The sequence below is a fragment of the Streptomyces sp. NPDC050546 genome, from assembly GCF_044457425.1.
In the GTDB taxonomy this organism is placed as follows: Bacteria; Actinomycetota; Actinomycetes; order Streptomycetales; family Streptomycetaceae; genus Streptomyces.
In genome coordinates this window covers 317,410-330,471 of the sequence record NZ_JBITGX010000003.1, presented here as the reverse complement: position 1 = coordinate 330,471, position 13,062 = coordinate 317,410, and the positions used below count along the sequence as shown (strand labels likewise).

The following is a 13,062-nucleotide window of genomic DNA, read 5'->3' as shown; positions in this document are numbered from 1 at the left end:
CCGCCCGGCAGTCCGCCCGGAAGCCGCCGCTGTCCTCGCGGATGATGAGGGCGATCTGGCGCGGGCTCCCGGAGAAGCGGTACGACGTCGGGTGGGAGCCTGGACTGGAGGTGCCGGCCGCCGATGGAAGTGCGCTGGTCACGGACCACTACTTCCCCCGAACGGAAACGGACGGCGAGTTCCCCACCCTGCTGGTGCGCTCGCCGTACGGCAGGGGTCTGCCCTGGTCCCCGCAGTACGGCATCCTCTTCGCCGAGCAGGGCTTCCATGTGGTCCTGCAGAGCTGCCGCGGCACCGGCGGCTCGGGCGGTGCGTTCGATCTGTGGCGCAACGAGGCCGCCGACGGCAGGGCCACCGTGGCCTGGCTGCGCGAACAGCCCTGGTTCAACGGGACGCTGGGGACCATCGGGCCCAGCTACCTGGGGTACGTGCAGTGGGCCCTCGCCCTGGATCCGCCGGGACTGAAGGCGATGGTGGTGCAGGTCGGGCTGCACGACCCGTACGCCCTGTTCTACGCGGACGGTGCCCTGCGGCTGGAGAACGCCCTGCTGGTGGGCCTGGGCATGACGTACCAGCACCAGGGGATCATGCCCGTCGCCAAGGCGACACTGCGGCTGCAGCGCCGGATGCGCGACATCGTCACGGCGCGGCCGCTGCGCGGGGCGTACGCCTCCGCCCTAGGGGACGTGCCGTGGCTGGACGACGTGATGGCGCACCCGGACGCCGACGCCCCGTACTGGGACGGCGCGTCCCTGGCGCGGGCGGCCGAGGGGCTTAGCGTCCCCACGAGTCTGGTCACCGGGTGGCACGACGCCCTGGCCGACCAGACCTTCGAGCAGTACGCCCGGCTGCGTGCGGCCGGATGCGACACCGCCCTGCTGGTCGGCCCCTGGACACATACCTCGGCGATGCAGCAGGGCTGGCCCGAGGTCTTCGCCGAGAGCCTCGCGTGGCTGCGTGCGCACCTGTGCGGTGATCCCTCCGGGCTCCGTCCCACGCGGGTGCGCGTCCACGTCGGCGGCGAGGACGTATGGCGGGACCTCGACGACTGGCCGTCCCTCTCGTCCCCTGTCACCCCTTCCCTCTCGTCCCCTGTCACCCCTTCCCTCTCCTCCTCCGTCACCCCCTCCTTCTCCTCCCCCGTAGCCCCCTCATGGGTTCCGGCGGCGGACGGGCGTCTCGACCAGCGAGCGGCTACGGCTCCCACCGGCGGCGCGGGGTCCGCGCCCCTCGCGTCCCTCCGCTACGACCCGGCCGATCCCACGCCGTCCATCGGCGGCCCCCTGCTGTCCCGGACGGCCGGCGCCCGTGACAACAGCGCTCTGGAGGGGCGGGAGGACGTTCTGACGTTCACCAGCCCTCCGCTGGCCGAGGCCGTGGACGTCCTCGGTCCGGTCTCCGCGCGGCTGAGTGTCTCCACGGACACCGGGTACGCCGACGTCTTCAGCCGCCTGTGCGATGTGGACGCGCGGGGCCGCTCCACCAACGTCTGCGACGGGCTGGCCCAGGTGGCGACGGTCGGGGAAGAGCCCTCGGAGGTCACCGTTCCGATGAGCTCCACCGCCTACCGATTCCCGGCCGGGCACCGGATCCGCTGGCAGATCAGCGGGGGTGCGCATCCGCGGTACGCGCGCAATCCGGGGACCGGAAAGTCGGGGGCGGAGGCCGTCGACTTCACGGCGATACGCGTCACGCTGCACGACGGCTCCGTCCTGGAGCTGCCCGACGGGTCCCGGACCGTGTGAACGCCGGGGCAGCACGCCGTCCGACCATTCGCATGCGGGTGCGAGCATGGGGGCATGTTCGTACAGCTGCTCGCGGCGGTCGGCGTGCTCGCCGTCCTGACGATGGTTCCCGGGCCGGACATGGCGGTCGTGACGAAGCGGGCGGTGGCCTGCGGCTGGCGGGACGGTCTGCGGACGGTCGGGGGTATCACGGCCGGACTGCTCGTCTGGGGCGTGCTCACGGTGGTCGGACTGGCGGCCGTCCTGGCGGCGTCCGCCACGGCCTACACCGTGGTCAAGCTGGTCGGGGCCGCGTATCTCGTCGTCCTCGGGGTCCAGTCGCTGCTCGGCAGCCGGAAGAGGCGGGCGGGTGGACAAGGGGGAGCGGCACCGGCACCGGCGGGGAATCCCTGGCGGACGGGGCTGGTCAGCAACGTCTTCAATCCCAAGATCGCCGTCTTCTACACCGGCCTGCTGCCGACGCTCGCTCCCACCGGGCTGTCTCCCCACGCCGGTATGGCACTTCTGGTGCTGCTGCACGCGGGGCTCACCGTCGTTTGGCTCAGCGGCTATGTGGCGCTGCTGTCCAAGGCCCGTACCTTCTTCGAACGGCCCGCCGTGCGCCGGGCCATGGACCGGGTGACCGGAGTCGTCCTGATCGGCTTCGGTGTCAAGGTCGCGGCGACGCAGCCCTGACGGCCGGCTCCCAGGCCGGCTCCCAGGCCCGCTCCGCAATCCACCCCGCCATCGCCCGTACCCCGATGCCGATGGCCCGCTCGTCCGGGGCGAAGTCCGTGAAGTGGGGATAGCTGGTGGTGATGGGGGCGTCGGGGGTGCGGACACCGAGGAAGGTGTAGGTGCCGGGGACGCGGCCCAGGTAGAGGGCGTAGTCCTCGCCGCTGAAGGGCGGGAACGCGGACCGGAGTGTGGTGACCGCGTCCGTGCCCAGTCCGCGGCGCAGATGACGGGCGAGTGCCTGGGCGTCCGGTGCCGGGCAGACCATGGCGGGGAAAGGCTCGGCGGGGAAGCGGACCTCGGTTCCCGGGTATGACTCGGCCAGCCGGTTGATGTTCTCGCGCACCTCCGTGTACCGCTCCTGCGGCCAACAGCGGTAGGACGCGCTCACCTTGGCCTCCTGCGCCGAGGCCCGGAGGGCCACGAAACGGGCCAGCGGGCCGTCCGGGGTCTGGGCGTCGGTGATCATCCGTTCGAGGTCCGCGGGTGTCTGCGGGGGCGTCACGGTGGCGAGCGCGCCGATCTCGGCGGCCAGTCGCCGCGCGGCGTCGGGTGCGTCCGGGCCCTGGAGGGTCACCTCCGCCTTGTCCTGTCCCGGCATCCCGTAGCCCGGCGTCACCGCGAACCGGCCTACAGGGAAGGGCCCGCAGTGCAGCGCGTGGATCTCCTCGACCCGGGTGCGCTCCAGCACACCCGCCTCGATCATGGCGCGAGCTCCGGAAAGGCTCTCCTCGGCGGGCTGGAAGAGGAACACCACCGTGCCGCTCAGCTGCCGCCGCAGCCGCGCCAGGACCTTCGCGACGCCGAGGGCCACGGTCGTGTGGATGTCGTGCCCGCAGAGGTGGGCCGCTGCCTGGCCGCCTCCGACGATGTCCTTCGGCGGTACGGCGTCCATGTCCGCCCGGTACGCGACCGTCCGGCCGGGACGCGCACCGCGCAGGATCCCGACCACCCCGTGACCGCCCACTCCCGTGGTGACGGCCAGCCCGGCCGCCCGCAGCTCCCGGGCGACCACGCCCGCCGTACGACGCTCCTCCCCCGGCAGCTCGGGATGCCGGTGGATGTCCCGTCTCAGTTCGATCAGCCCACGCTCCAGGCGCGCCACCTCGGCAGCCACCGGTCCCTGCCCCAACGGCCCCCTCCGCCCCCCGGCGGCGGCCGTCCCCGCGGTACCCCACACCGTTCCCGCGCCGAGCGCCGCCGCCGTTCCGGCCAGCAGAGTCCGTCGCGCGAGAGCGTGCTCCGTAGGTCGCTTCACTGTTCCCCCTCGTGGTCGTCAAGTGGTTCCCCGGCGAGCGGGAAACCCGTCCGTACACGATCACCCCAAGCACGGGCCGCCGCCCATCCGGCGAACCACCGCTCGTGGGTGGGGAACACCCCCGTCCCCGTTCTCTGCGGTGCCCGGGAATTCCGTTGCCCGGCCCCGGGGCCCACGGGCACCATTCCGGCATGACCACCCCTCCCCACGCCGACGGCCGGGCCGGGATCGACGCCGCCTTGGTGAGAAGGCTGATCGCCGCGCAGTTCCCTCGGTGGAGCCATCTGAGCGTCGCACCGGTCGAGATCGACGGCTGGGACAACCGGACCTACCGGCTCGGCGAGACGATGACCGTACGACTGCCCACCGACGAGGCCTACGTCCCCGCGATCGCCAAGGAAGACCGCTGGCTTCCGGTGCTCGCGCCGTCGCTGCCCGTCCCCGTTCCGCCCATCGTGGGGCGGGGGGAGCCCGGGGAGGGCTATCCCTTCGAGTGGTCGATCCGCGGCTGGCTGGACGGTGACCTGGCCCGCCCCGAACGCATCGACGACATGCCGCGCTTCGCGGAGTCGGTGGCCGGGTTCGTGCGCGCGCTGCAGGGCATCGACGCCACGGGCGGACCGGCCGCCGGAGCGCACAGCTTCTACCGGGGAGCGCCGCCGGCCCACTACGACGGCGAGACCCGAAGGGCCCTGGCAGCGCTCACCGGACGTATAGACACCGACCGGGCGGCCGGGGTGTGGGACGCGGCGCTGCGGGCGACCTGGCAGGGCCCGCCGGTCTGGTTCCACGGAGACATCGCCGCCAACAACCTGCTGGTCGAGGATGGCCGGTTGACCGCCGTCCTCGACTTCGGGACCTCCGGCGTCGGCGACCCGGCCTGCGACCTGGTGATCGCCTGGACGATGTTCTCCGGCGACAGCCGCGAGGCGTTCCGCCGTGCCGTGGGCCAGGACGACCCGGCCTGGGCCCGGGCCCGCGGGTGGGCCCTGTGGAAGGCTCTGATCTGCCTGGCGCAGGACATCGACACCGATCTCGGCACTACTGCGGGGCAAGCCGCCGTCCATCGTCGCGTCATCGAGGATGTCCTGGCCGACCACGACCGCTCGACCTGGGCGGACTGGGCGGACTGGGCGGACTGGGCGACCTGAGCGGACTGTCGCGCTCAGCCTCGTACGGCCAGGTGGTACGCCGAACCCCACAGCACCACCGCGCTGCCCAGGCCGACCACGATCCGTACGGTCTCGCTCGTGAGGCCCGCCGCGACGAGGACGAACCCGACGACCGCGACGGCGCTCAGCAGCGCCGCCGTCCACCGGTACTGCCACTGGTCGTACAGGCGGGCGAGCGGGAAGAAGTGCAGTCCCACGACGAGGGCGATACCGGCCGGGACGGCCTCGGGCCGGCCGGCGGCGTTGGACGCGGCGATGACGGCGAAGACGGCCAGCAGTTCGACGGTGTTGACGATGCCGACACCGCGCGACCAGTTCGCCGGCAGGCTCACCGAACGGGGCGAGGGCGCGGCGTCCTTGCGGTATCCCAGGTAGAGCGCCACCGCCGTGAGCAGCACGGCCGCCCCCTCGATGCCCAGCGGGGCGGGGTCCGTCGCCGCACCGGCCCCGGAGGCCGCCGCGACGGCCCACACCAGCGCGAACACGGCGAGCACGAGGGTGCCGCGGCGCCGCAGGGCATGGGTGAGCGCGACGCACTCGCCTTCCGTGGCGGACGAGGTCGGGGACGTGGACGTCATGTGCGGAGAATACGTCGGCCGTCGCCGCCCCTCTACGGCTTCCGCTCATCTCGATGCGCACCGGGTATACCCGTGAGTACCCCACCTACGGGCCCCCGCAGCGGGCAGGATTCAGGTGACTCGTGGTGTCGAGTGACCGACCGGCCGGGGGGAGCCTGCCATGCCGTACAGCTCCGCGGAGTGGCCCGCCCGCAGTCTGCTGGGGGCCGTACCGCCGGAAGCGCGCGCCGAGTTGCTCGAACTGGGCGTGCCGGCGCGGTTCGAGGCCGGGAAGGTGCTGCTGAGCGAGGGCGCTCTGGACCGGCATGTGCTGGTGCTGCTGTCCGGCTTCGCCAAGGTGACCGCACGGGTGGAGAACGGCGAGGAGTCGCTGCTCGCGGTGCGGGTCGGCGGGGACAGTGTCGGTGAGATGGCCGCGTTCGACGGTGCACCGCGCTCGGCGACCGTGACGGCGTGCGGTCCGCTCACCGCGCGGCTGGTGCAACCGGGCCCGCTGCACGCCCTGTTGTTACGCCGCCCGGAGGTGCATCTGGCGCTGACCGGGATCATCGCCCAGCGGCTGCGCTGGGCCAACCGCAGGCGTCTCGACTTCAAGGGCTACCCGGCGAAGGTACGGCTGGCCCGGCTCCTGGTGGAACTCGCCACCTCCTACGGTCGTCCTGGCGAGGGCGGCATGGTGCTCGGCTGCCGGCTGACCCAGCCCGAGCTGGCCGCGCTCACCGGGGCCGCCGAGACCACCGTCCACAAGGGACTGGCGGAGCTGCGCCGGGACGGGCTGCTGGAGACCGGGTACGGATCCACGGTCATCCGCGACCTGGAACGGCTCAGGGAGATCGGGGACCTCGCTCCCGAGGACTGACCGGCCCCGCTCCGGGGCCTGAACGGGCTCCTCTCCGAAGACGGACCGCCGGGCCTCGCAGGTCAGTTCAGCACCGGCCGCAGCACGACCAGCAGGCCCGCGCTCACCCCCATCACCGCCGTACACCCCACCGCTGCCGTCACGCACCGGTACTTGCGCACCGCCACCTGGGACAGGAACCGGATCGTCTGGGACAACTCCGCGCGCTCTCGCTCCGGGTCGCCCTCGGCCGGGTCGCGGGCGGGCAGGATGTCGGGGCCCGAGGCGAGGTGGACGAAGCTGTAGCGGTTGGCGGCGCCGGGGCGCAGCACCCGGGGGCGCAGGGTGCCGGCCAGGAAGCCCGCGCCGCCGAACATCGCGCAGAGGAACAGGGCGAGCAGGGTGGCGGCGAGTATGCCCGCCGGGCCGCCCGCGGACGCGGAGCGCAGGGCCGGAGGTGACCAGTAGCCGGCCGTGCCGACGAGGGCGGCCTGGGCCGCGGCGAGGATCCCGGCCTTGGTGTCGGCGTGCTGGTGGGTGGTCTGCAGGGCGGTGAACATGAACTGCGCGGGACGGCTGTCGGGGCGGGCACCGGTGGACGACGGCATGCTGCTCCTTCTGGGGCCGGTGGGCTGTTCCATGCCTCAAGTACGCCCCGGAACCGGCCAGGGAACCTGGGATTTCTGCGGGATTGCGGACGTCGATCGGCCACGGTCCGCAGCAAGTTCCCGAACCCGTCCGTAACGTGCGGCTACCGCAGTATGTTTCCGCACCTTTCCGCATCCCGTATTTCGACGGGGTTCGCGGCGGACGGCGCGTGTAGGACTGGCCTACCGGCGTCCGCGCGAGGGGAGCGGACGCCGGTGTCTGCCGGAGTGCGCCCCCGCCCGGATCCGATCCCGGGGTGCGGCTCCACTTCAGTGAGCGGGGAGTTCAGGCATGGGAACGTTCGGTCGCAGACTGCTGCTGGCGGTCGACGCGAAGGGATACGGCGGCGTCGACGTGGTGACGCAGCGCGAGTGGCAGGAGGCGATCCGGCGACTGCTCGAGGAGGCGGCCGGCGCGGCCGGGCTCGACTGGGAGCAGTGGGCGACGCAGGTCGGCGGGGACTCGGTCTTCGCGGTCCTGCCGAAGGGGGCGTCGGAACCGGACCTCGTGGACCCGTTCATGCGCCATCTGGAGGCCGGTCTGCGCACCTTCAACCGCAACCGGCGCGACGAGGCCCGGCTGCGGCTGCGGGCCGCCGTGCACTTCGGGACCGCCTCACCCGCGGCCAACGGCTTCGAGGGGCGCGCGCCGGTCGAGATCGGCCGGATGCTGGACAGCCGTGTGCTGAAGGCGGCGCTCGCCGCGGCGCCGGCCGCTCAGCTGGCGCTCGCGGTCTCCGCGACGGTCTTCAACGACGTGATCGGCGAGGCGTACACGACGATCCAGCCGCAGGAGTTCCGCGAGGTGCGGATCGCGGAGAAGGAGTACGCGGGGCGGGCGTGGATCCGGGTCCCGGGGTACGACGTGGCGGCCCTGGACCTCGGAGAGACCGAACAGCCCGGCGCAGGGGGCAGCGCAGGGGGCGCGGGGGACACAGGGGGCGCGACAGCGGTTGGTGCGCGCCCCCTGAGCGCCCCAACTGCTCCTGGCGACACGGTGGTTCAGGTCATCACCGGAACCGTCCATGCCCAGGGTGCCGTCTTCGGGATCTCCAAGTGACCTGAGTGACGGCCGAGGATGAACGAGGAACACGAGGAACACAGCGAGCAGCGCGCCCAGGACGCACCCGCGGAGGCGCACCACGCGGACGAACCGCAGTCCAAGAACCAGAACCAGAACCAGCCCGAAGCGCCCGAGGAGACGGCGGCCCCTGCCGGCCCTGCCCCCTCTTCGGAGCAGGTCCATCACAACAACGTCAACCAGTACTTCTACGGGGAACTCGACGCCTCCGGCGCCCAGTTCGGCATCGGCACCGCCGGTTCCGACAACGCCAGGCGCCGCGCCGTGGGCCGTCTCGACGCGGGCGAGGCGGAAGCGATCCTCGCGCCCTACGTCAAGCCCGCCTGCTTCGAGCAGGCCGTGCTCGCACTCGAACAGGACGGGGTCGTGGTCCTGGTCGCGCCTCCGGGTACGGGCAAGCGGTCCGGGGCCGTGGCGCTGGTCGACGCCCTCGCGGAGGGGTCGGAGTACGTCGTGCTCTCCCCCGGCCGGAGCCTGGACGACCTGGCGAGCGGGAAGGTCGCCTTCGAGAAGGGCGTCGGCTACGTCCTGCTCGACCGGATGAGCGAGGACAGCTCCCAGACGGCGGACTTCGACTGGCGGCGGGTGCGCGACACCGTCCGCGAGCACGACGCCCACCTGGTCGTCACGACCGTACGCCCGGTCGAGAGCGGGGTCGTCGAGTCCGTACGGCACGTGCCGTGGCGGCTCCCGGACCTCACCGCCGTACTGCGTGTGCGGCTGGTGCGGGCCGGGTGTGCGCAGGACGCCGTGGAGCGGGCCGTGTCGCTGATGCCCGGCGGGTGCCGGATCGCGGAGGTCGCGGTGGCCGCCGAGCGGATCGCGGGCGGCGCGGCGCCGGACGAGGTCTGGCAGGACTACGGCAGCAGCGCGGCACAGCCCGTGCGCGAGTGGTTCGAGCGGGACCGTACGCCGCAGGAGTGGGCCGAGGTCACCACGCTGGCCTTCGTCAACGGCGCCGGCTACCGCGACTTCGAGACCTGCCAGGAGCGGCTGGAGGGCTGGGTGGCCCCGGCGTTCCCGGAGCCCGTCACCGAGGAGGAGCAGGCCGAGGCGGCCCGGCGTGCCGTCGACCGCAGGCTGTCGCTGTCCCGGAACAAACTGATCTCCGCTGAGCAGCGGAAGAACGGCGCGCTCACCCGCACCGCGCTGGTCTTCCCCCACCCCCAGTACCGGCAGTGGGCGCTGGAGGAGCTGTGGACCAAGCGCTCCACGCCGTACTGGAACGGCGTCCGGGACTGGCTCACCGAACTGGTCGCCGCCCAGCCGGGGCTCGGGCTCCAGCTGTCCGTCGCGCAGGGGCTCGCGCTGCTCACCCGGCCCGCCTTCGACGAGGTCGCCGACAACTACCTGCACCCCTGGGCGGGCGGCGCGGCCGGTCCGGCCGGGCAGTCGACGGCCGTGCTGGTGCTGCAGTGCATGTGCCTGGACGAGAGCCTCGCCGCCACCGCGCTGGGCGTGGCCCGCGGCTGGGCCCGCTCCTACGACCCGGTGCTGCGGTCGACCGGGGCGGCGGCGTTCAGCGGGGCGCTCGGCGTGCGCTTCCCCACGGACGCGGTCACCAACCTGCTCCGGATGGTCCGCGGCGGCGGCCGGTCCGTGGACGCGGCGATCGCGCTGGCCGGTCTGGTCGCGGTGCTCGCGGAGTGCGGGCAGGACACGGGCGCGGTGTTCCGGCCGCTGGCGTACCGGCTGCGGCAGCAGCGCGAAACGCTGACCGGGCAGCACAAGGAGAACGTCCTCGGTGCCACGCTGACCGTCCTGCGGGCCCGTGACGCGCGGACCGGGCGGCTGGTGTGCGCGTCGCTGATGGAGCGGGACGACCGGCAGACCGCCACCATCGGCGAGCTGTGGGCGGGCGTGCTGGACAACCTGCCGCGCCGGGGGCGGGCCCTGGCGGCCCTGAACACCACCCTGCGCGAGCTGCCGGCCGTGTCGGAACGGCCCGAGCGGGTGGCCGAACGGTTCGGCAGGGCCCTGGGCGAGGTCCTTCCCCCGGACGACGGTCCGCCGCTGGCCGCGGCCCTGCGGCAGGTCGCCGCCCGCGCCGACGACGCCGCCGTCGCCCTCGTCGAGATCTTCCTTACCGCCGTACTGAGCACGGAGGACTGACAGCCATGGCTGAGAAATACCCGCTCGTCGAGCAGCGGGAGTACGGGCGACCGGACAGGCGCGGCGGCATCTGGCGCAGGCGGGTGACGCGCGGCGACGACGAGCTGCCCAGGGTGGCCGCCCACCATGTGCGGGTGTTCCGGGTCGGCGAGGAGTACGTCGAGGACCACGGGCAGCTGCGCGCCGACGACCCGGTGGTGACCGGGGCCAGCTCGGTCACGGTCGTGGACCGGCGGATCGAGGTGCCCGTCGTCGTGGAGACGCGGATCCCGTCGGCCGAGGCGGGCGACTTCACCGTACGGGCCTGCTTCTACTGCACGGTCACCGATCCGAGCGCGGTCGTGCGGGACGGCGTCACCGATGTGGAGGCGCTGCTGCTCGCCCGGCTGCGCGAGGTACCGGGGCTCACCGAGGACGGCAGCGACCTGCCCGTCGTCGACACGGCCGCCGTACGTGCCCGGATCGACGCCCGGCTCACCGCGTACCACGAGATGCGGCCGTCCCTGGTGTCGGGGATCCGGGCCCGGCACGGGACGATCGAGGTCCTGACGCCCGAGGAGATGTCGGCGCACGTCAAGGAGTTGGAGCAGGCCCGTCTGGATCGCACGCGCCAACGCCACCAGGCGGAGATGGAGCAGCAGGCGGCCCTTGACCGGGCCCTGCGCGAGGCCGAACTGGAGCTGAAGCACGAGGAGATCCGCAACCTCCAGGCGATGCGCAAGGAGCGCAACCGGCAGGAGGAGGAGACGCTGCGCACGGGCTACGAACGCGGCGCCGGTGCCGAGCGGCAGGACTACGAGCTGGAGATCGAGCGCCGGCGCAACCGTTTCACCCGGGCCGAGATCGAGGACGACATCAAGCTGATCGGCTCGGACCCGGTCGCCGCCGACTATCTCGCCTGGCGCAACGGCGACATCAGCGCCGACGAGCTGTCCAAGCGGCTGCACGCTGCCGAGGAGCGCTGGGACTCGCGCAAGGACGACCGCCTCCGGCTCGACCGCGACTACGAGATGACGCGCCGCGGCCTGGACCGGGACGATCTGCGCTGGCAGGTCGAGCGTGAGGACCGGCGCCAGGAGCTGACCCGCAGCGAGGGGCGGGAGGAGACCGCCGCCCAACGTCACGAGGAGGCCCGGCGCTGGGACCTGGATCACCAGGACCGGCTGCGGCAGCGGCAGGAGAAGCGCGAGGACGCCAAGGAACACCAGCGGGACCAGCACGAGTTGGCGAAGCAGCAGCTCAGCGTCCGGGCCACGCTGGGCAAACAGGCCATCGACCGGGGCCTGTTCGACAGCACCATGTACGACGCGGGTGCCTTCATCAACAGCGTCGGCGACGTCCCGCCCACCCCGACCTCGCCACAGGGGGAGCTGAAGGGCGGGGCGAAGGGCGAGCTGCGCCGGGCGCCCGGGCGGACCGCCGAAGCCCCGCCCGCTCCGGCCGACGGCGATGACGCCGACGACTTCGACCCCGCGAACCAGGAGGGGAGCCTTGGCAACTGACACCCCGCTCCGCCCGGCCGACAGCGCGGCCTTCGACGAGAACCGGAGCCAGTCGCGCCCGGCGCCGCCCGCCTCGGGATGGACACCCCGGCTGCGCCGGCTGATCGGCATCGACGAACCGCTGCTGGACTGGGTGCCGGAGGAGCGTGCCCGCTACACCTGGTACGGCGCGCTCGTCGTCAACACGGCCCTGCTGGGCGCGATCTCCATGGTCCTGGCGCTCTCCAGCTTCCGCTCCGACCTGCCCCTCGCGGCGGCCGTCGGTGTCGCCGTCGTCTGGTTCTGGGTGGTCCTGGCCCTGGACAGCTGGCTGGTCTCCAGCACCCACGGCACGACGGTCCGCAAGTGGACGCTGCTGGTGCGCTTCCTCCTCTCGGTGCTGCTCGGCCTGTTCATCGCCGAGCCGATCCTCTTCCAGATCTTCGACAAGGAGATCCGCCAGTCGATAGCCGTCGGCAACGAGCAGAAGGTCGCGGACTACCGGGGCATGCTCGTCTCCTGCAATCCCACCGACGGCGCCGCCACCACCGGCCGCCCCGAGTGCGCCCGCTACCAGCTGAAGGTGGCGGGCTCCCCCGCCGAACTGGCCCGTCAGATCAAGAGCAACGGCGACCGCGTCAAGACCCTGAGCACCCAGGTCGCCGCCATCAACAAGACCCTCAGCGCCAAGCAGTCCACCGAGCAGCGCCTGTGCGGCCCGAAGTACTGGATCTGGCGGGGCGGTGTCCGCGACGTCACCATCACCTGCGAGCGGGCCCGGAAGGCGACCTCGGACTACAAGGAGAACAGCAAGGTCGAGACGTACGAGAAGCAGCTGGAGGGCCTGGTCGCCCAGGGGCAGAAGCTGGCCGCCCGGAAGGACGGAGCCGCCGACGACTACCAGCCGCTGCTCCAGAAGGCCGTCGACGACAAGACCCGGCAGCGGGCCGCCGATCTGGACACCGACGGCATCCTCACCCGGGCGGCCGGCCTCAAGCAGGTCGCCGAGTCGGACGGCTTCGCCCTCTTCCTGACGATCGTGCTGCACCTGCTCCTGCTCTGCCTGGACGCCATGCCCGTCCTGGCCAAGGTCCTCAGCGGCGCCACGACCTACGACACCCTTCTCGGCGCCCGCCACCGGGCGAGCCGCAAGCTGTACGCCGAGGAGCTCCAGGTCCAGCACACCTGCGCCCGCATGGAACACGACGTCCAGCGCCACCGGGTGGAGTGGGACACGAACGACCGCATGCGCCGTCTGGAACAGGAGCACCAGCGGGCCCAGGCCGAGCGGGCGGCCCAGGAACGGGCGGAGCTCGAGGCGAGGATGGGGCGGATCATGCGGGCGCGAGGGGTGTGAGGGGTCTGAGGCCTGCTTGATCCGGAAACGGTTCGAAAGATTCGAGTAGCGGAATCTGTTAATCCGGCCGGAAGGTCAC

11 protein-coding genes are annotated in these 13,062 nt (G+C 72.6%); 8 read left to right on the top strand and 3 right to left on the bottom strand.

What is annotated here, in order from left to right; all coding sequences use genetic code 11:
• The first annotated feature begins 44 nt into the window (after positions 1–44).
• A complete protein-coding gene (locus ACIBK5_RS09570) occupies positions 45–1,745 on the top strand; it encodes a CocE/NonD family hydrolase (RefSeq protein ID WP_399018314.1) in 1,701 nt (566 codons plus the stop codon).
• A gap of 54 nt (positions 1,746–1,799) precedes the next feature.
• Complete coding sequence (locus ACIBK5_RS09565) at positions 1,800–2,420, top strand: LysE family translocator (protein WP_399017881.1); 621 nt, start codon at positions 1,800–1,802, stop codon at positions 2,418–2,420.
• Here ACIBK5_RS09565 and ACIBK5_RS09560 read toward each other — a convergent pair.
• Positions 2,395–3,576 carry a M20 family metallopeptidase gene (locus tag ACIBK5_RS09560; RefSeq protein WP_399017879.1) on the bottom strand — a complete coding sequence of 394 codons (1,182 nt, stop codon included), beginning with the start codon at positions 3,574–3,576 and terminating at the stop codon, positions 2,395–2,397. The genes ACIBK5_RS09565 and ACIBK5_RS09560 overlap by 26 nt on opposite strands.
• Positions 3,577–3,908: 332 nt before the next feature.
• Here ACIBK5_RS09560 and ACIBK5_RS09555 point away from each other — a divergent pair, with 332 nt between their 5' ends.
• Entirely contained in the window at positions 3,909–4,868 is a 960-nt protein-coding gene (locus tag ACIBK5_RS09555) for an aminoglycoside phosphotransferase family protein (protein WP_399017878.1), read from the top strand.
• A gap of 14 nt (positions 4,869–4,882) precedes the next feature.
• Here the strand turns inward: ACIBK5_RS09555 and ACIBK5_RS09550 are convergent, their stop codons facing one another.
• Positions 4,883–5,467 carry a DUF7010 family protein gene (locus tag ACIBK5_RS09550; protein ID WP_399017876.1) on the bottom strand — a complete coding sequence of 195 codons (585 nt, stop codon included), beginning with the start codon at positions 5,465–5,467 and terminating at the stop codon, positions 4,883–4,885.
• 160 nt (positions 5,468–5,627) lie between these two features.
• Here ACIBK5_RS09550 and ACIBK5_RS09545 point away from each other — a divergent pair, with 160 nt between their 5' ends.
• Positions 5,628–6,326, top strand: coding sequence for a Crp/Fnr family transcriptional regulator (locus ACIBK5_RS09545; protein WP_399017874.1), 699 nt, complete (start codon positions 5,628–5,630; stop codon positions 6,324–6,326).
• 62 nt (positions 6,327–6,388) lie between these two features.
• Here the strand turns inward: ACIBK5_RS09545 and ACIBK5_RS09540 are convergent, their stop codons facing one another.
• A complete protein-coding gene (locus ACIBK5_RS09540; protein ID WP_399017872.1) occupies positions 6,389–6,913 on the bottom strand; it encodes a Pycsar system effector family protein in 525 nt (174 codons plus the stop codon).
• Between the two features lie 331 nt (positions 6,914–7,244).
• Between ACIBK5_RS09540 and ACIBK5_RS09535 the strand changes: the two genes are divergently transcribed.
• Genes ACIBK5_RS09535 through ACIBK5_RS09520 form a run of 4 tightly spaced genes read left to right on the top strand, consistent with a single transcriptional unit; the run spans position 7,245 to position 12,983 of the window.
• On the top strand, positions 7,245–8,012 hold the full coding sequence (locus ACIBK5_RS09535) for a hypothetical protein (RefSeq protein ID WP_399017870.1): 768 nt from the start codon (positions 7,245–7,247) through the stop codon (positions 8,010–8,012).
• A gap of 18 nt (positions 8,013–8,030) precedes the next feature.
• Positions 8,031–10,145: a hypothetical protein gene (locus tag ACIBK5_RS09530; RefSeq protein WP_399017868.1), complete on the top strand. Its 2,115-nt coding sequence runs from the start codon at positions 8,031–8,033 to the stop codon at positions 10,143–10,145.
• Between the two features lie 5 nt (positions 10,146–10,150).
• Positions 10,151–11,647, top strand: coding sequence for a hypothetical protein (locus tag ACIBK5_RS09525; RefSeq protein ID WP_399017867.1), 1,497 nt, complete (start codon positions 10,151–10,153; stop codon positions 11,645–11,647).
• Positions 11,637–12,983: a DUF4407 domain-containing protein gene (locus ACIBK5_RS09520; protein WP_399017865.1), complete on the top strand. Its 1,347-nt coding sequence runs from the start codon at positions 11,637–11,639 to the stop codon at positions 12,981–12,983. The genes ACIBK5_RS09525 and ACIBK5_RS09520 overlap by 11 nt, the downstream gene beginning before the upstream one ends.
• The last annotated feature ends 79 nt before the right edge of the window (positions 12,984–13,062 follow it).

What these genes read in the sequence shown, in the direction of transcription:
- ACIBK5_RS09570 (WP_399018314.1), top strand. Translation starts at nt 45, where the DNA reads ATGAGGGCGATCTGGCGCGGGCTCCCGGAGAAGCGGTACGACGTCGGG.
- ACIBK5_RS09565 (WP_399017881.1), top strand. Translation starts at nt 1,800, where the DNA reads ATGTTCGTACAGCTGCTCGCGGCGGTCGGCGTGCTCGCCGTCCTGACG.
- ACIBK5_RS09555 (WP_399017878.1), top strand. Translation starts at nt 3,909, where the DNA reads ATGACCACCCCTCCCCACGCCGACGGCCGGGCCGGGATCGACGCCGCC.
- ACIBK5_RS09550 (WP_399017876.1), bottom strand. Translation starts at nt 5,467, where the DNA reads ATGACGTCCACGTCCCCGACCTCGTCCGCCACGGAAGGCGAGTGCGTC.
- ACIBK5_RS09545 (WP_399017874.1), top strand. Translation starts at nt 5,628, where the DNA reads ATGCCGTACAGCTCCGCGGAGTGGCCCGCCCGCAGTCTGCTGGGGGCC.
- ACIBK5_RS09540 (WP_399017872.1), bottom strand. Translation starts at nt 6,913, where the DNA reads ATGCCGTCGTCCACCGGTGCCCGCCCCGACAGCCGTCCCGCGCAGTTC.
- ACIBK5_RS09535 (WP_399017870.1), top strand. Translation starts at nt 7,245, where the DNA reads ATGGGAACGTTCGGTCGCAGACTGCTGCTGGCGGTCGACGCGAAGGGA.
- ACIBK5_RS09530 (WP_399017868.1), top strand. Translation starts at nt 8,031, where the DNA reads ATGAACGAGGAACACGAGGAACACAGCGAGCAGCGCGCCCAGGACGCA.
- ACIBK5_RS09525 (WP_399017867.1), top strand. Translation starts at nt 10,151, where the DNA reads ATGGCTGAGAAATACCCGCTCGTCGAGCAGCGGGAGTACGGGCGACCG.